A 16,084-nucleotide genomic window follows, 5' to 3' on the forward strand; every position below is an offset into this window, starting at 1 on the left:
GTTCGCGCGGTCGCGGGGGTATTTTAGCGTTTCCCCCGCAAGCTCATAAGGGGGAGCAAAATGGCAAAACTCTTTGGAAATCTTCACCTGGTGCTGGCGATTGGTCTGGTTGCAGCACTCGCATTGATGTTCGGATTTGCGGACTCGGTCGCGATTGACGGCAACTCAATCGGTCGCTGGCTGCACCTTTTCTTCGGTGTGTTGTGGATCGGACTGCTGTACTATTTCAATTTCATTCAGGTACCCGGCATGCCCAAGATCGCCGACGAGCATAAGCCGGCGGTCACTAAGACAATCGCACCAAGTGCGCTGTTTTTCTTCCGTTGGGCGGCTCTACTGACGGTAGTCACCGGCCTGTGGATCGCGATGATAAATGGCTACATGGTCAATGCGTTAACCTTTGCTGGCAACCCATATGAAAACCTGATCGGCGGAGGCATGTGGATGGCGCTGGTGATGGCGTTCAACGTGTGGTTCATCATCTGGCCAGCGCAGAAGAAAGTGCTCGGCATTGTCGAGGCGACTGCTGACGAGAAAGCCGCTGCTGCACCGCGTGCCCTAATCGCGAGCCGCCTCAACACGCTGCTGTCATTCCCGATGATGTATGCAATGGTTAGCGCGAACCTGGGCTAACGTTCACCGCAAACTAACTAGAAGCCAAAGAGGGCGCTGCGGAAAACCGCGGCGCCCTCTTCTATTTCCGATATTGGAGTGGAAGACGGAGGTTGGTTTCGACTAGGGTCGCAGAATGACACTCGACGAGTTGAAAGAGGCCTTACGGGCAATCTTAGCGATTGAAGAGCAAGGTGAGATTGACTGGTGTTCTGTCGAGGCAATGTGCCACCATGTCATTGAAGAATTGGCCCCCAAATCTGAACCGGAATATCCGCACGATATGGTCTACCGCTTTCTTGATGACCCTGATGTGCGGCAAAAGGACACCAGGTATGCTGATCGACAACGGAAAAGACTTCGGGCTTGGCTCTCCTAGTCCGTTCATGTGTCGCAAATGAACGCTAAATCTCGACCTGACTACCTAGCTCCACCACGCGATTGGTGGGCAGTTTGAAGAAGTCCATCGCCGTCGCCGAATTCCTGAGCATCCATGCGAAAATCTTCTCGCGCCAAATCGGCATGCCCGGCTTGTCGGACGGCAGCAGCGTCTGTCGGCTCAAGAAGAAGCTCGTCTGCATCATGTCAAACTCGCCGCCGCATTGCTGCATTTGCTTCAAGCCTTCAGGAACATCGGTTTTCTGCATGAATCCGTAGTGCAGAACCGCGCGATAGAATCCGTCTCCCAGATCGTGATACTCGCAGCGCTCGCTCGCATCGACATAAGGCACTTCGTCGATATTGACCGTCAGGATCACCACACGTTCATGCAGCACCTTGTTATGCTTGATATTGTGCAGCAGCGCTGAGGGGACACCCGCCGTGCTCGATGCCATGAAGATAGCAGTACCGGGCACGCGAACGGCCGAATTCTTGGCGGACTTTGCAAAGATTTCCATCGGCAGCGCGCCCTCGGCCATTTGCGCACGCATCAGCTTGCGTCCGCGCGCCCAGGTGGTGAGCAAGGTGAAGGCAATGAAACCGACCATCAGCGGGAACCAGCCACCTTGTGGAACCTTGGTCAGGTTCGCTGCAAAATACGCTCCGTCCACGATCAGGAACAGCGCGACAACCGGCGCGGCATACCACCACTTCCACTTCCACACGCCAACGAGCAGAACCGCCATCAGCAGCGTATCGATCGTGACCGCGCCAGTGACTGCAATGCCGTATGCCGATGCGAGGTTGGACGAACTCTGGAAGGTCAGGACCAGGATGATAACTGCCACCATCAACGCCCAGTTGATCACGGGAATGTAAATCTGGCCGCCTTCTGTCTCACTGGTGTGACGGACATTCAGACGCGGCATGAAGCCCATCTGGATCGCCTGATGCGTGATCGAGAATGCGCCGGAGATTACAGCCTGGCTGGCAATGAAAGTTGCAACCGTAGCCAGGAAAACCAGCGGCAAACGCCATTCGTCGCTTGCCAAAAGAAAGAACGGGTTCTGGACCACTACGGCGGCTTGCTCTGGTGGCAGTCCGGCAATCATAGCGCCTTGCCCGAAATAGTTGAGCAGCAGGCATGGCATAACGAACCCGAACCAGCTCAGGCGCATCGGTCCGCGCCCAAAATGCCCCATGTCCGAATATAGTGCCTCAGAACCTGTCACCGCCAGCACAACGGCACCAAGCGCCAAAAAAGCGACAACGCCGTCTGTCACGAAGAACATCACAGCGTAATAAGGATTGAGCGCCCACAAGATGTCGGGATTCTGGATGATCTGCCAACCGCCCATCCCCGCGATCACGGTGAAATAGACGATCATGACCGGAGCAAATAGCGCGCCCACCTTGGCCGTCCCGCGCGCCTGAAGCATGAACAGAAATACCAGCAAGCCCAGTGCGATGGGAATTACGTAGGGCTGCAAGCCTGCGTCAACCACAGTCAGCCCTTCGACCGCAGACAAGACCGAAATCGCCGGCGTTATCATGCTGTCGCCGTAGAACAGCGACGTCGCAAACACGCCAAGTAGCACGACCAGCCAGCCATAGCTTGATTTACCAATATGGCGTGAGAGCAACGCGACAAGAGCGAGTGAACCACCCTGCCCTTTGTTATCCGCTCGCATCAGAATTGTGACGTACTGGATCGCCACAACCAGCAGCATGGACCAGAATATCAGGCTCACAACGCCCAGCACGTGCATACGGTCGATCGCAATGTTGGCTGTGCCGGCAAATGTTTCGCGGAAAGCATACAGCGGACTGGTGCCGATATCGCCGAAAACGATACCGATTGCGCCCACTGCCAGAGCGGTCTTCGACGCAGCATGCCCTTGTTTGGGCGTACCGTGCGGCGAATGTACCTGTGTTGAAGAATCGCTCATAAAAGGATTTCCCGAAATTCCCCGGTACTGCCCGTGCGCCATAGATAGCGCAGATTAGAAACTGGCCAACACATCAGGCTGACCGCAAAACGCGGGCGCGCTTAGCACTGCGCTATCCCCCCTGCAAGCCACAGTCGATTATTCCGCATCAGCGGCCGCGCTTTGCTGTGCAGCATTCTGCGCTTCAATCATGCGTCTCATGCCTTCCATCTGCTGGATCAGCTGGTCCAATCCCGCCAAACGAAATTCCAGATCCTCGCGCCACGGCGCGTCCTCTGGGCTGCGCTGCAGCAACTCACCCCAAACACGGCGCGCGTCTTCCGGTCGACCAGAGCGCAAATAGGCCATGCCCAGAAAATACCCGGCCCCGGGGTGTTCAGGAAAGGCGTCTTGCGCGTTGCTGAAGGCGACAATCGCAGGCGGCGTCACTTGTCCCTCTGCATGCTCGACCAGCGCGATCGCCAGCGCGAGCCAGGTTTCCGCGTCACTGGGATTGTCCCTGATTGCATTACGCAAAAGTCCTGCCGCCTGATCAAAGCGACCTTGGCGGGCAAATCCGTCTGACAGGACCAAATGGCTAGCTGGTGGCGAGCCATCATCAAACAGGCTCCGACGGGCGTCGACCAACTGCTCTCCCGAACGTAGCGTCTCCAGCCCGGCGGCCTTGGGAGCGGATGGCTGACCCGGTGATCCAAACAGGCCATATCCGGCCAACCCAAAGATCAAGACCGCAGCGAAAAGCATCCACCCCTGCCTGGGCAGCCGCAGCAGGAATATCGCGGCAAGCATGGCAATTGCGGCCAGCGACGTGATCACGAGCCATTCCATCACGTATCTTCCTCGGCCAGAACTGCGTCAGCTTCTTCACCGGAACCCCGGCCTATTCTTCGCCACAGCATTCCACCCGCTACCAGCAGCAAGAGCAATGGTACCGCGAAGAGCGGCCATGTTGAACTGGTTACGCGTGGAGCGTAGCTTACGTAATCACCGTACCGCTCAATCAGCCATTGACGGATTGCCTCTGGATCCTCGCCCGCGGCAATGCGAGCACGTACCTGATGGCGCATATCCCCTGCCATCGGTGCATCGCTGTCGGCAATCGATTGGCTCTGGCATTTGAGGCAGCGTAGTGTCTCCATCAACTCTACCGCCGCAGCTTCCTGGGCAGGGTCTTCCAATTGCGTGTAGGCATAGGGTGCAGGTGGCAACTCATCCTGCGCTGTAAGCGGCAGCGCGAAGCTGGCTAGTGCAATCAAGAACAGCGCCCGTTTCATGATGCACCCTTCAGAATTTCAAGCAATCTTGGCACATCGCGTGCGCGGACATCTCCGATGTGCTGGTGCACGATATTGCCTTCTCCATCTATCACAAAGGTCTCTGGCACACCGGATGAACCGATCTCCAGCTGAAGCGCCGAGATATCGTCTGCACCTATGCGTGAATAAGGGTTGCCATGCGTCGCGAGAAACTCATCGACATCCTCGCGCTTGTCGCGGATCGCAACGCCTATGATCTCCACACCCGCTTCCTTCAAACTCTCCAGATGCGGGGCTTCAGCAATGCAAGGCAGGCACCAGCTTGCCCATATGTTGAGCAGCTTTGGTGTGCCGTCCTTGAAATCCGCGATCGTAACGCCGGGGCGGGTCTCGCTTGCAGGTCCAAGTTCAAATTCCGGCAACGGCCTTCCTATCATCGTTGATGGAATGGCTTCATCCTTTGGTTGGAATAGCTGATAACCTGCTACACCCACGAAGAAGGCAAATAGCATGAGCGGAATCCACATTTGCCAGCGCATCATGCTGCTCCTTTGGCAGAGACTTCAGCAGTCTCGCGGATTTGCGCCATATCGGCGCGTTCATCAGCATCGCGGCTCTCTTGGCGACGGCGGCGAATGTCGCTCGACAGGCGGCCAATGATCGACAGCGTCCCGCCAAGGGCAATCAGAAGGCCGCCATACCAAATCAATGTGACAAGCGGCTTCCACCAAAGACGCAGCTGCCAACGTCCGTCATCTGACGGAGCGCCCACAACGGCGTAAAGCTGTCCGTCCCAGCGCGTCAGAAGAGCGCTTTCAGTGGTTTGCTGCACCGGTGCCCAAAAATGTCGCGATTGCGGGTCAAGCGTTACTGGTCGTCCCGAGCCACGCTGCGCAACGATATGGGCCTCCATCGCTGTCCAGTTTGGACCAGCTACAGGGTCTACCCCGTCAAGCCTGACCGTAAATCCAGCAATCGAGGTTTCATCGCCCGGCGCAAGCGCAACCAGCTTTTCCTCCGTGAAAGCGCTTTCGCTCGCCATACCCAGCAGCGCCATCGCAATTCCGAAATGCGCCAGTACCATACCCCACGTCGCCGCGGGCACGCGGAGCAAGCTTCGCCCGCGCAAGGGAAGGAAGCTGGCGATGCCAAGTCCAATCGCGAACGCAAGTCCTAGCAGCGGAAGGATGCCAATGTCGGTCGTGAGCAGAGCAAAGAGCAGCGCGGAAGTTACAATCAGGACGGTCACAACGGCGACAGGCAGTTTGACACGGTCGAAGTTGTCCTCCCGCCAGCGTAGAAGTGGTCCTATAGCCATTACGGCAAGCATCGGGATCGTGAAGATCGCGCCCACCGGGTTGAAATATGGCGGTCCAACCGAAACTCGAACATCAAAAGCCTCCGTCAACAGAGGATAGAGCGTTCCCAGCAGCACTATGCCCAGAATTGCTGAAAGCATCACATTGTTAAACACCAGCGCACCTTCGCGGCTGACGAGCGCAAAGCGCTGTCCTTCGGAGACGGAGCTTGCGCGCAAGGCAAAGAGCAGCAGTGCTCCGCCGATATAAAGGCATAAGAGAGCGAGAATGAACGATCCGCGCTCCGGGTCGACCGCGAATGCGTGCACGCTGGTAAGAATGCCTGAACGGACGAGGAAGGTGCCAAGCATTGACATGGAGAACGCCACCACGCCAAGCATGATTGTCCAAGCCCGCAAGGCATCACGTGCGGCCAGGACGCTTGCTGAATGGAGCAATGCTGTTGCGGCAAGCCATGGCATCAGCGAGGCGTTCTCCACTGGGTCCCAGAACCACCAGCCGCCCCAGCCAAGTTCATAATAGGCCCAGTATGAACCAGCAGTGATGCCCAGGGTCAAGAAGACCCAAGCACCCAAAATCCAGGGCCGCATAACACGCGCAAATTCAGGATTAACCTGACGCGTCAACAGCGCGCCCACGGCAAAACTGAATGCCACCGAAAGACCAACGTAGCCCATGTAAAGTGTAGGCGGATGAAACGCCAAGCCGATATCTTGGAGAAGCGGGTTCAATCCGCTGCCCTCGGAGGCAGGCGATGCCAATCGCTCAAAGGGATTCGAACTCAGCAAGAGAAAGGCATAGAATCCAAGGGCAACAAAGCCTTGGGAGGCGAGCGTTGCTTGCATCGTTTTCTCGGGCAGACGCCGCTCAAGCGAAGCAATCAGCGCGCCGGCCAGAGCCATGACTGTGACCCACAGCAGCATTGAGCCTTCGTGGTTACCCCAAGCGCCAGACAACTTGTAAATCAAAGGCTTCATCGAATGAGAATTCGTGACAACCAATTTCACGGATAGATCGGTAATCGCGAATACCCAGAGCAGCATTGCGAAGCTGAACACTGCGAGAAATCCTTGAAGCGTTGCGGCCGGGCGCACCAGAGCAGCCAGAGGCGCGTCCGGATTACGGTGTGCAATTGCGCCGCCAATCAATTGCAGGACGGCAAGCGCTGCGGCCATCCACAGCGCGGCATGGCCCAGTTCAGCGCTCATTCGTAATCAACCACCGTGTCTTGAGGAGCGTATGCATTCTGATGCTCCGACATTTCCTGAAGTTCGCGCGGAACATAGTTTTCATCGTGCTTCGCGAGCAGATTATCAGCGATAAAGACACCCGAAGCATCCAGGCTACCTTCGGCGACTACACCCGAATTCTCGACGAATAGATCCGGCAGAATACCAGCGTAACGCACTGGGACGCGCGAATCCCCCTGATCAGTTACAACAAATGCGACTGTGATGCCGTCAGGAAGTTTCTCGATCGAGCCTTCTGCCACCATGCCGCCCAGACGCACTGCCTGCCCTACAGCGGGTGGATCAGCCATCATTTGATCGGGAAGATAGAAATAGTTCGCCTGATTGCGCAGCGCCCATGCCGCCAATAGCCCCGCTGCGACGATCGCTATCAATGCCAGACTAACGAGCACCAATCGCTGATGCTTGGGCTTAATCGAACTCATTTACGTTTCACCTTGTCACGCTTTTCTTCGGCCCGCTTCATGGATATCCAGGACCAACTCACCATGGCCAGTGTACTGCCTATGGCGACAACGTAAGCTGCGATGACGAAGTTCCATTGGTCCAGCGCCTCGTACATCATGCGGTCTCCAATGCCATGCGTCGCAGGCGCGCTTCGGTCTGGAACTCAGCCAGCAAGGCCCGCATCCGTGCAAGCACGACCCCGCCGAAAAGAAACGAGAAGCCCATAACAGCAATAAGCAGCGGTATCAGGAATGCAGGATCGATCGCGCTCTTGCCGATCGAGATGCTCGCGGGTTGATGGAGCGAATTCCACCAGACAACGGACCGGTTGATGATGGGGATGTTGATCGCGCCGACTAACCCGAAAATCGCAGCGATTTTTGGCGACACTCCTTCGCGTGCTACCGCCTGGGATAGAGCAATATATCCGAAATAAAGGAACAGCAGCACCAGCATGCTGGTCAGCCGGCCATCCCATTCCCACCATGTGCCCCACGTTGGGCGCCCCCAGATCGATCCGGTCGCAAGACAAACAGCGGTGAACACCATACCCGGCACGGCCGCGGCACGGGCTGAAATCGCCGCAAGCGGATGCTTCCAAACCAGGTAAACCAAGCTTGAAACAGCGATGGCTGTCCAACCGCCCATACCAAGCCAAGCGCTTGGCACGTGAATGAAGAGAATACGTACAGTTTCACCCATCAATCGGTCAGGCGGGACGAAGAACAAGCCCCAAACAAGGGCGATCACAACCAAAACTAACCCGCTCAGCAACAATAGCGGCGTTAGCCAGCTGGCAAGCTTCAGAAAACGGGTTGGATTGGCATAGCCGTGCATGAACGATCTGGTCCTTTAGAAGAGGGTATTACAGTGCCCCCCGCTCCCTGCAAGACTGCAAAAGATTCAAGCCACTGTTGACTTTAGCGCCCGATCAGCCGTTGAGCGATCTTATCCGCCACAACGTCGGGCGTTTCACCGGTGGTCTCGCTCTCTTGCCAAACCTGCTCCAGCCGCTCGGGAATGCGGGCAACGCGCGCAGCGATCGTATCTTCATCTGCGCCATCAATATGCCGCAAGACAGTGATGATCCCACCAGCATTGATAACATAGTCCGGTGCATAGAGGATTCCGCGATCCTGCAGCAACTTGCCTTCATTGCCCGTGGCAAGCTGATTGTTCGCTCCACCGGCCACGACCGAACAATTAAGCGCGGCAATCGATTGCTCGGTCAAAATGGCTCCAAGTGCATTCGGACTGACGATGTCTGCTTCAACGGCCAAAACCTCGTCCGCTGCAACAGTCTTAGCACCCAATTCCTCTGCCAGTGCCTTGGCCCGGTCAGCATTCATGTCGGCGAGGATAAGATCGGCACCGTCAGCAGCAAGATGACGCGCGGTGCCGCCACCGACGCTACCGACGCCCTGGACGGCGATCCGCACGCCCTTGAGATCGTCTGTGCCAAGCGCCCGTTTCGCCGCTGCCTTGATCCCCAGATATATCCCCTTGGCTGTATAGGGGCCGGGATCACCGCCCTGATCAGGCATACCGCCGACATGCGATGTGTACTTCGCTATAGTCAGCATGTCTTCTTGTGTAATGTTGACGTCCTGAGCTGTAATGTATTGTCCGCCCAGCCCCTCTACAGCGCGGGCAAAAGCTGCCAGCATCTCCGGCGTTTTGGTGCGGCTCTCATTGGCAAGAATAACTGCTTTGCCACCGCCAGCCGGAAGGCCCGCCATCGCGTTCTTGTAGCTCATGCCGCGGCTAAGGCGCAGCGCATCGCGCATACCCGCTGCCGGATCGGCATAATGCCAGAAACGCGTTCCGCCAGCCGCGGGGCCGAGATGCATTGAGTGAATGGCAATAATGCCGGACAAGCCCGAAGCTGCATCGCGCACGAACAGAACCTGTTCGTGATCATCAAAATCGGATTCAGTCCAGAAAGCCGTCATTTGCCCTATCCTATCAACGGGCGGCAGGATGACTGCATTGTCGGGAAAAATGGGGCGATCGAGGGGTCTCGAACCCCCGACCTCCGGTACCACAAACCGGCGCTCTAACCAACTGAGCTACGATCGCCACATGCCCCGCCTTACAACCGCAAGTCGTGCCGCACAAACGGGGCTGATACGCTTTGTTGCCACGCGGTCAAGACCGGCAGCAGCGGGGGCGAGCCTGTTGCATAGTGGAGCGCATTTGGGAAGCGAAAACTGCGCATTTCTAACATGTGCGCAAGATTATTTCGCGCTTTCGCATTACTCACCCAATGCTTATCTAAAGCGGGATGTCATTCGCAAGCGAATCTTCGGCCGAAAGGCTGCTGGCTCATGCAGGAATGCAACGCGTGCCCAATGCGCGGCTGGAACTGTTCCAATGCCGCGACTTCCTGTCAGCTGAACATTGCTCGGAGCTGATTGAACTGATTGACGCAAACCGCCGTCCCAGCACGATCGCAGATGATAATGGCGACCACTATTTCCGTACAAGCGAGACGTGCGACCTGTCAGCTAACGAACCGGCAGTGCAGAAGTTAGAGAATCTGCTGCAAACACTGAACGGTATCGATCCTTCGCACGGAGAGCCGGTTCAAGGGCAACGATATGACGTTGGACAGGAGTTCAAGGCGCATACTGACTATTTCGCGCCCAATGGCCTGGACTTCCAGAAATATTGTACCGTTGCAGGCCAGCGAACCTGGACTTTTATGATCTATCTCAATGAAGTTGATGCGGGCGGCGGTACAAGGTTCAAGGTGATCGGCAAGACATTTCAGCCAGAAACCGGCAAACTGCTGTGCTGGAACAATCGTCGAACCGACGGGAGCGTGAACCCGAACACGCTCCATCACGGAATGAAGGTGCGTAAGGGCCTGAAGTATGTGATAACCAAGTGGTATCGGGAAAAGGAGTGGGGTTAGCGATGAGTGACTACAAGGATATGGCAGAGCAGCTGCGCACGCGTCTGGATGATTTGCTTGAGCGCACCGAGGTCATTGAAGACGATTTGCGCCACCCACTTGATGCTGACTGGAGTGAACAGGCGGTCGACCTGGCTGATGATGAAGCTCTTGAAGGTGTCGATGATGTGCTGCGGGCGGAAATCCAGCAGATCAGGCTGGCGCTGCTCAGGATCGAGAATGGCACCTACGGTACTTGCGCCAAATGCGGCAAGGAAATCCGCCGCGAGCGGCTTGAAGCACGTCCAATCGCGACACGCTGCATTGATTGTGCCTGACTAGTTCTTGGGGAAACGAAAAAGGCGGCCCCGTCGGACCGCCCTTCCCTTACCGGCACATGACCGGAAAACTTGTGAAGTCGCTTACTTCTTGAGCGCCGCTTACTTCTTCAGCGACAAACCACCAAAGCGCTTGTTGAACGCAGCCACACGGCCACCTTCCTGAAGCTGCTGCTTGCCGCCAGTCCATGCCGGGTGGCTGGTGGGGTCGATTTCGAGTGCGAGCGTGTCGCCTTCGCTGCCCCAGGTTGAGCGGGTTTGAAACTCTGTACCATCGGTCATCTTGACCGTGATCATGTGGTAATCGGGATGTCCTTCGGCTTTCATAACTCGTGTCCTTGCTAGCGTGCGCCCGGTTCCGACCGGGCATGCTGTTTGCGGGAAAGCGGCGCGGATATAGGTGCGCCGCACAAAAATCAAGCGATTCTGCGAATCAACTCGGTGGATCGGCGATCATGGCTGTGAATTCGCACTCACAGGTGGTCTTGCCTTCCACGCTCGCCTTGCCCTTGAACTTGTAGATCGTGCGGCGCTGCTGAAGGAATTCGACCTCCAAGTCTAGCAAGCAACCGGGCGTTACGGGCGCTCGGAACTTCGCGCCGTCAATGCCCATGAAAATCACCAGCTTGCCTGTGCCAGCGAGTTCAAGCGTCTCGATACCAAGAATGGCTGCCGCTTGAGCGAGCGCCTCGATCTGAAGCACGCCGGGCATGATTGGAGCGCCAGGGAAATGCCCCTGGAAAAACTCCTCATTCATACTGACTGCTTTTACCGCGTGAATCCGCTCGTTGAGGTGAATTTCCTTCACCCGATCAACCAGTAACAGCGGGTAGCGGTGGGGCAGAGCCTTCAAAATTCTGAGAATGTCGTAATCAGCGGTGCCGTTTCCGTCACTCATTGCCCTGTCCCCCCTGCGTTTTCCTTGGCTCAGCGGCCTGCTGGCGTTTGTGTAGCTGGCTGCTGTTGAGCCGCCTGAGCGGCCTGTTGCTGCGCCTGAATTGCTTGTGCGGCTGCGATCGTTTGTGAGATTTGCTGATAGACCGCCAGAACGTTACGGCTCGGGCGCCAGTTCTGCGGCGGCACGATCGCCACTGATGGCACGCTGGTATTCAAAGCTGCAGTTACCTGCTGCGTGATATTCGCCTGCGGGGGTGCGTAGATCACCGACTCTGGCGACAGGATCACCTGCACATTCAGCTGCTGCACCACCTGCTCGAGCGCGGGACGGTACTGAACCAGAATCTGTTCAACAGCATATACACGAGCAGCTTCTACCTGATCGGTTAGCTGCGTAACTTCCTGCTCGATAGCCTGAAGGCGAGTTTGCTGTGAGCTTCCCTGTGCCGCGCGCTGCTCGGCCTCATCAAACTGGTTGTCGCTGTTCGTATCCAACTGCTGCAGCAGCGTTTGCGCTTCTTGTTCGCGCGCGCGGATCGTGTCGAGCTGTGGTTTGTACGTGGTCGCGATCTGCTGATAGGCGGTGACGAATGCATTAGTGTTGATTACTGCGGCTGGCAGATTAACTGTGGCCATGTTGCCCTGAACCTGCGCGCTTGCCGGCACAGCTATCGCTGCTGCCGTCGAAATGCTCGCCGCTGCGAGAAGTGATGCGAATAGTTTCATTAGAATTGAGTTCCTACGTTGAACGTGAAGCGTTTTGTATCATCGCCCGGCTGACTTCTCAGCACGCGGGCGAAGTCGATCCGGAACGGACCAAAGGGTGAATTCCAGTTAACGCCGATGCCGACAGATACGCGCGGCGAGATTGAATCGCCAAGGAATACCTCACGGAAGCGGCTGCCTTGGATGATCGACGGAGCATTTGCCACGCCCTCAGGATCGATTGCATCGGTGGTCGAAGTGAAACGAGGGTTACCAGTAACCGGGTCAAGAACGACGTCGCCATTCTCGTCGCGCAGGCGCGTCAAATACACCAGATCTCCATCGGTGTTCCGTTGCTGAATGCCATTGGGGTTGTCTTGCAGGATCGGCTTGGTGACCGCGAACAGGGCACCAACATCCATGAAGATTGACGGCCGAAGCCCGAGTTCGCGCGCACCAGTACCGAGCGGAATTTCCAGCTCGGCACGACCCAAATAATACGCCCGACCGCCCAACGCATCGTCAACCACCTGGTTGCGCTCGGTCAAGGCGACAACACCGCCTTCACCATCGTCGACATAAGGCTGGCGGATAACACGCGGGCCGACACCGCGAATGTCAAACCCACGGAAGCGAGGCTCGCCCAGCTGGAAACGGTCTGTCAGGATGACGTCGTCAAACCCCGGCCGGTTACTGTCTTCCAGCGAGTTGATCGCGCCGCCCTCAGCCGAGAGGGAGAAGATAAATCCTGCACCGACAGGCCAGTATTTCGCCGCCTGCCCACGTACACGAACATATTTAACCGAGCCACCAAGACCGGCAACCTCAGTCGAGAGGCTGACATTCTCACCCCGCGTCGGGCGCAAACGGCTATCAAGCGTGCTGTAAACGATGTTGCCGCCTACAATGGAGCTTGTCCGCTTGCCGATAGCATCACAAAGGAAGCGGCCCGCGAACAATGGCTCACATGTCCGAATTCCATCACCGTCAAAGTCAGAGAAATACACGTTCTCATCAAGCGATATGTCGTCAATGTTGAGCGTGTAGCTGCCAATGAATGACATATACTCGGTCAGCGGCACACCAGCCCGTAGCTGGAAGCCGGTGGTCGACTGCTCAAACGTCCGATTACGGTCACGGCTACGGAAATTGAAGCTGTTGAACTCGCGACGATAGATATCGACGCCTGCCGATATATTCCGGTTGAACAGGTAGGGTTCCTGGAAACTGATCGAAGCAGACCGGCTGAAGCGCGACCAGTTGACGCTCAGGCCTACTGTTTGGCCGCGTCCACGGAAGTTACGTTGCCGCACCGAGGCAGCAAGAATGAAGCGTTCAAGCGAAGAATAACCTGCCGATAGTTGCAATTCACCGGTCGGCTGTTCCTGTACGTTCGCTTCGAGAACAATCCGGTCCGGTTGGCTACCTTCGGCCTGATTGACTTCGAAGTTTTCCTGGAAATAGCCCAGCGAGTTGATACGCGCGGTGGTACGCGCCACCTGCAAAGAGTTGAACGCATCGCCTTCCGCGATACGGAATTCACGGCGGACCACCTTGTCCTGGGTCAAAGTATTGCCGTTGACATCAACCCGCTCGACATAAACGCGCGGCGCTTCCCGGATGACGAAGTTGACATTCATGGTCAGGTCTTCGCGGCTACGATCGAAGCGTGGTTGCACATCCGCAAATGCATAGCCGAATGTGCCAGCAAGCTCTGTGATCTGCTCAACCGTATCTTCGATCTGCTTGGCATTATACCAGTCGCCAGTCTGCATCGGCAGACCGCTCTGCAAACGATCACTGTCGAAGTCCCGAAGCTGGCTTTCAACGGTCACGTCACCGAATTTGTAACGCTCGCCCTCTTCCACCACGTAAGTGATGATGAAATCTTCCTTATCGGGCGTAAGTTCAGCCACAGCCGACACTACGCGGAAGTCTGCATAACCATTCTCGAGATAGAACGCGCGAAGTTGCTGCTGGTCGAAAGCCAGGCGATCAGGATCGTAACTGGTGTTGGAGCTGAAGAACCGGTGCCAACGCGCCTGCTTCGTCACCATCGCACCGCGCAGCTCTCCGTCGGAAAATTCTTCGTTGCCGATGATGTTGATCTGGCGAACCTTGGACTTGGGGCCCTCGGTAATCTCGAAAACGATATCGACGCGGTTTTGCGGCAGCATCACCATCTGTGGTTCTACCGTCGCAGCGAAGCGACCCTGACGTTTGTAGAGCTCGATGATGCGCGCAACATCCGCGCGGACCTTGGAACGTGTAAAAATCTGGCGCGGTGCCAGCTTGATTTCAGGAAGGATCTTGTCGTTCTTCAGACGACGATTGCCTTCCAGGATGATGCGGTTGATGACCGGGTTTTCTGTAACCTCGATAACAACATTGCCGCCATCGTTGCGGATCGAGAAGTTGGAGAACAACTCGGTAGCGCCCAGATCTTTCAGCGCCGCGTCCGCGCCAGCAGACGTGTATTCCTGCCCAACCCGCAAGCGGATGTAACTCAGGATCGTTTGCGCCTCGAGGCGTTCGGCGCCCACCACACTGATGGTACGGATCGTGTTGTCAATCGGCTCAGGGGCAGACGCAGGATCTTGCGCCGCTTCCTGTTGGCCTTCACCAGTGGCCGTTTGCGCAAACGCTGTTGCAGGCACGCCTGCCAGCACGGTGCCACACAGCAGAAGAGTCGCGAGACCGGCAGCGGGCTTGGTCCGGCTTTCGCCCGCTTTGTTACGTCCACTCATATTCGCAAAGTTCCCGTTCAACTCTAAACCTTCAAGCGTCGCCCCCAGGGCCCGATTTCCAGGTTGAGGCAATTCCCACTCGCCTCTGCCCGATGCTTAGGTCGCAATCAAGCGGAAGAACCCGCCAACTGCCACCTAACCGGCCCCTTTCCCCGACTAACTCCCGAAAATCGGCAGCGACACGAGGTCATTGAATGTCACAACCACCATCAGCATCAACACGATTGCAATACCCGTGCGATACGCAAGCTCGGTTGCGCGCGGCCCAACAGGTTTCTTGCGCACTGCCTCAGCCGCGTAAAAAGCCAGATGACCACCATCCAGCGCGGGGATTGGCAGCAAGTTAATGAATGCCAAATTAAGCGAGATCAAAGCAGCGAAATTGACGAAGGCAATCAGACCAAGGCTGAGTTGCTCACCAGAATACTTCGCGATCTTTACGGGGCCACCCAGCTCCTGAATTGATCGATCACCGACCATGATCTGCTTGAGCCCAAGCATCATCATTTCGAACGTGTTCCATGTGTACTTGAGCGCAGCTGGCAATGCTTCGACCACGCCCAATCGCTGGTAGGTAACATCGGGCATGCCATTATCAGGGCGATATACGCCCAACCGCCCCAATGTAATCTCGTTTCCGAAGCGATCTTCTTCCACCGCGCTTCCAATTGTAACCGGCAGTGTTATTGCATCACCATCGCGCTCGACAGTGAGATCGATTTGCCGGTTCGGATAAAGCGCGACCTGATCAATCAGCTGCTGAAAATCGTCAACCTGCCGTCCGTCAATCGCCGTGATGCGATCTCCAACTTCAACACCGGCATCCCGGGCAGCAGACTCGTCTGCAAAGCGGTCAACCACTGTGGAATCGTCCGGAAACGTAACGGTCGGCTGTCCGCTGATCGCGAAGAATGCGAAGAAGATTCCGACTGCTACAATCAGGTTCGTCGCCGGCCCTGCGAAGACAATCAAAGTGCGTTTCCAAAGAGCTTGTGACTGGAAAGCATCTGGCGCAGCCGGCGCATGTGGATCAGCCATGCTGGCAGGGTTCATGTCGCCTTTGAACTGGACATATCCGCCCAGCGGAATGGTCGCGAGCTTCCAGCGAGTGCCTTGCTTGTCTGTCCAGCCGACAATTTCATTGCCGAAACCGATAGAAAACGCGTCAGCTTTTACACCAAACCAACGGCCCACAAGATAGTGCCCCAGCTCGTGCACAGTCACCAATGGTCCCAGCACAAGCAGGAAACCGGCGATATACATCCAGAAAGGCGGGGATTCGAACAA

17 protein-coding genes and 1 tRNA gene are annotated in these 16,084 nt (G+C 56.5%); 4 read left to right on the forward strand and 14 right to left on the reverse strand.

The annotated features are described in order from the left end of the window. Nucleotides 1-60: 60 nt before the first annotated feature. Together A6F69_RS09640 and A6F69_RS09645 are read left to right on the forward strand one after the other, a co-directional pair. On the forward strand, nucleotides 61-633 hold the full coding sequence (locus A6F69_RS09640) for a urate hydroxylase PuuD (RefSeq protein ID WP_067600503.1): 573 nt from the start codon (nucleotides 61-63) through the stop codon (nucleotides 631-633). Between the two features lie 115 nt (nucleotides 634-748). Next, nucleotides 749-991, forward strand: coding sequence for a hypothetical protein (locus A6F69_RS09645; protein WP_067600506.1), 243 nt, complete (start codon nucleotides 749-751; stop codon nucleotides 989-991). A gap of 25 nt (nucleotides 992-1,016) precedes the next feature. Here the strand turns inward: A6F69_RS09645 and A6F69_RS09650 are convergent, their stop codons facing one another. From A6F69_RS09650 to A6F69_RS09690, 9 genes are all read right to left on the reverse strand, one after another. Next, complete coding sequence (locus A6F69_RS09650; RefSeq protein ID WP_067600509.1) at nucleotides 1,017-2,942, reverse strand: potassium transporter Kup; 1,926 nt, start codon at nucleotides 2,940-2,942, stop codon at nucleotides 1,017-1,019. A 138-nt stretch (nucleotides 2,943-3,080) separates the two neighbouring features. Continuing rightward, nucleotides 3,081-3,770 carry a tetratricopeptide repeat protein gene (locus A6F69_RS09655; RefSeq protein ID WP_067600513.1) on the reverse strand — a complete coding sequence of 230 codons (690 nt, stop codon included), beginning with the start codon at nucleotides 3,768-3,770 and terminating at the stop codon, nucleotides 3,081-3,083. Then, nucleotides 3,770-4,216, reverse strand: coding sequence for a cytochrome c-type biogenesis protein (locus A6F69_RS09660; RefSeq protein ID WP_067600516.1), 447 nt, complete (start codon nucleotides 4,214-4,216; stop codon nucleotides 3,770-3,772). Before A6F69_RS09660 ends, A6F69_RS09655 begins: the two co-directional genes overlap by 1 nt. Next, on the reverse strand, nucleotides 4,213-4,740 hold the full coding sequence (locus A6F69_RS09665) for a DsbE family thiol:disulfide interchange protein (RefSeq protein WP_067600518.1): 528 nt from the start codon (nucleotides 4,738-4,740) through the stop codon (nucleotides 4,213-4,215). The genes A6F69_RS09660 and A6F69_RS09665 overlap by 4 nt, the downstream gene beginning before the upstream one ends. Beyond that, nucleotides 4,737-6,725: a heme lyase CcmF/NrfE family subunit gene (locus tag A6F69_RS09670; RefSeq protein ID WP_067600522.1), complete on the reverse strand. Its 1,989-nt coding sequence runs from the start codon at nucleotides 6,723-6,725 to the stop codon at nucleotides 4,737-4,739. The genes A6F69_RS09665 and A6F69_RS09670 overlap by 4 nt, the downstream gene beginning before the upstream one ends. Then, on the reverse strand, nucleotides 6,722-7,192 hold the full coding sequence (gene ccmE / locus A6F69_RS09675) for a cytochrome c maturation protein CcmE (protein ID WP_067600525.1): 471 nt from the start codon (nucleotides 7,190-7,192) through the stop codon (nucleotides 6,722-6,724). Before ccmE ends, A6F69_RS09670 begins: the two co-directional genes overlap by 4 nt. Nucleotides 7,193-7,328: 136 nt before the next feature. Continuing rightward, nucleotides 7,329-8,051, reverse strand: coding sequence for a heme ABC transporter permease CcmC (gene ccmC / locus A6F69_RS09680; protein WP_067600528.1), 723 nt, complete (start codon nucleotides 8,049-8,051; stop codon nucleotides 7,329-7,331). Between the two features lie 83 nt (nucleotides 8,052-8,134). Continuing rightward, nucleotides 8,135-9,166, reverse strand: a complete 1,032-nt coding sequence (locus A6F69_RS09685) for a Leu/Phe/Val dehydrogenase (protein ID WP_067600531.1) — start codon at nucleotides 9,164-9,166, stop codon at nucleotides 8,135-8,137. Between the two features lie 50 nt (nucleotides 9,167-9,216). Continuing rightward, nucleotides 9,217-9,293, reverse strand: a tRNA-His gene (locus A6F69_RS09690). A gap of 205 nt (nucleotides 9,294-9,498) precedes the next feature. On the opposite strand from A6F69_RS09690, the gene A6F69_RS09695 reads away from it, so the two are divergent. Both A6F69_RS09695 and A6F69_RS09700 read left to right on the forward strand, forming a co-directional pair. Next, nucleotides 9,499-10,131, forward strand: coding sequence for a prolyl hydroxylase family protein (locus A6F69_RS09695; RefSeq protein ID WP_067600534.1), 633 nt, complete (start codon nucleotides 9,499-9,501; stop codon nucleotides 10,129-10,131). Between the two features lie 2 nt (nucleotides 10,132-10,133). Next, nucleotides 10,134-10,448 (forward strand): TraR/DksA family transcriptional regulator, encoded by a 315-nt coding sequence (locus tag A6F69_RS09700; RefSeq protein ID WP_067600537.1) that lies wholly within the window; start codon nucleotides 10,134-10,136, stop codon nucleotides 10,446-10,448. A gap of 102 nt (nucleotides 10,449-10,550) precedes the next feature. Here A6F69_RS09700 and rpmE read toward each other — a convergent pair whose 3' ends face one another. The 5 genes from rpmE to rseP form a co-directional block, all read right to left on the reverse strand. Then, nucleotides 10,551-10,775, reverse strand: coding sequence for a 50S ribosomal protein L31 (gene rpmE, locus A6F69_RS09705; protein WP_067600539.1), 225 nt, complete (start codon nucleotides 10,773-10,775; stop codon nucleotides 10,551-10,553). A gap of 106 nt (nucleotides 10,776-10,881) precedes the next feature. Next, nucleotides 10,882-11,346: a 3-hydroxyacyl-ACP dehydratase FabZ gene (gene fabZ, locus A6F69_RS09710; protein WP_067600542.1), complete on the reverse strand. Its 465-nt coding sequence runs from the start codon at nucleotides 11,344-11,346 to the stop codon at nucleotides 10,882-10,884. A gap of 29 nt (nucleotides 11,347-11,375) precedes the next feature. Continuing rightward, nucleotides 11,376-12,071, reverse strand: coding sequence for an OmpH family outer membrane protein (locus tag A6F69_RS09715; RefSeq protein ID WP_067600545.1), 696 nt, complete (start codon nucleotides 12,069-12,071; stop codon nucleotides 11,376-11,378). Then, nucleotides 12,071-14,797 (reverse strand): outer membrane protein assembly factor BamA, encoded by a 2,727-nt coding sequence (bamA, locus tag A6F69_RS09720; protein WP_067600548.1) that lies wholly within the window; start codon nucleotides 14,795-14,797, stop codon nucleotides 12,071-12,073. The genes A6F69_RS09715 and bamA overlap by 1 nt, the downstream gene beginning before the upstream one ends. A gap of 156 nt (nucleotides 14,798-14,953) precedes the next feature. After that, nucleotides 14,954-16,084, reverse strand: a complete 1,131-nt coding sequence (gene rseP, locus A6F69_RS09725; protein WP_342669853.1) for an RIP metalloprotease RseP — start codon at nucleotides 16,082-16,084, stop codon at nucleotides 14,954-14,956.

Source organism: Altererythrobacter ishigakiensis (genome assembly GCF_001663155.1).
GTDB classification, from domain to species: domain Bacteria; phylum Pseudomonadota; class Alphaproteobacteria; order Sphingomonadales; family Sphingomonadaceae; genus Erythrobacter; species Erythrobacter ishigakiensis.

Coding starts and splice junctions, on each gene's coding strand:
- ccmE (WP_067600525.1), bottom strand. CDS start 7,192: ATGAGTTCGATTAAGCCCAAGCATCAGCGATTGGTGCTCGTTAGTCTG.
- rpmE (WP_067600539.1), bottom strand. CDS start 10,775: ATGAAAGCCGAAGGACATCCCGATTACCACATGATCACGGTCAAGATG.
- A6F69_RS09670 (WP_067600522.1), bottom strand. CDS start 6,725: ATGAGCGCTGAACTGGGCCATGCCGCGCTGTGGATGGCCGCAGCGCTT.
- A6F69_RS09655 (WP_067600513.1), bottom strand. CDS start 3,770: ATGGAATGGCTCGTGATCACGTCGCTGGCCGCAATTGCCATGCTTGCC.
- A6F69_RS09660 (WP_067600516.1), bottom strand. CDS start 4,216: ATGAAACGGGCGCTGTTCTTGATTGCACTAGCCAGCTTCGCGCTGCCG.
- bamA (WP_067600548.1), bottom strand. CDS start 14,797: ATGAGTGGACGTAACAAAGCGGGCGAAAGCCGGACCAAGCCCGCTGCC.
- A6F69_RS09640 (WP_067600503.1), top strand. CDS start 61: ATGGCAAAACTCTTTGGAAATCTTCACCTGGTGCTGGCGATTGGTCTG.
- A6F69_RS09665 (WP_067600518.1), bottom strand. CDS start 4,740: ATGATGCGCTGGCAAATGTGGATTCCGCTCATGCTATTTGCCTTCTTC.
- A6F69_RS09650 (WP_067600509.1), bottom strand. CDS start 2,942: ATGAGCGATTCTTCAACACAGGTACATTCGCCGCACGGTACGCCCAAA.
- ccmC (WP_067600528.1), bottom strand. CDS start 8,051: ATGCACGGCTATGCCAATCCAACCCGTTTTCTGAAGCTTGCCAGCTGG.
- A6F69_RS09695 (WP_067600534.1), top strand. CDS start 9,499: ATGTCATTCGCAAGCGAATCTTCGGCCGAAAGGCTGCTGGCTCATGCA.
- A6F69_RS09645 (WP_067600506.1), top strand. CDS start 749: ATGACACTCGACGAGTTGAAAGAGGCCTTACGGGCAATCTTAGCGATT.
- A6F69_RS09685 (WP_067600531.1), bottom strand. CDS start 9,166: ATGACGGCTTTCTGGACTGAATCCGATTTTGATGATCACGAACAGGTT.
- fabZ (WP_067600542.1), bottom strand. CDS start 11,346: ATGAGTGACGGAAACGGCACCGCTGATTACGACATTCTCAGAATTTTG.
- A6F69_RS09700 (WP_067600537.1), top strand. CDS start 10,134: ATGAGTGACTACAAGGATATGGCAGAGCAGCTGCGCACGCGTCTGGAT.
- A6F69_RS09715 (WP_067600545.1), bottom strand. CDS start 12,071: ATGAAACTATTCGCATCACTTCTCGCAGCGGCGAGCATTTCGACGGCA.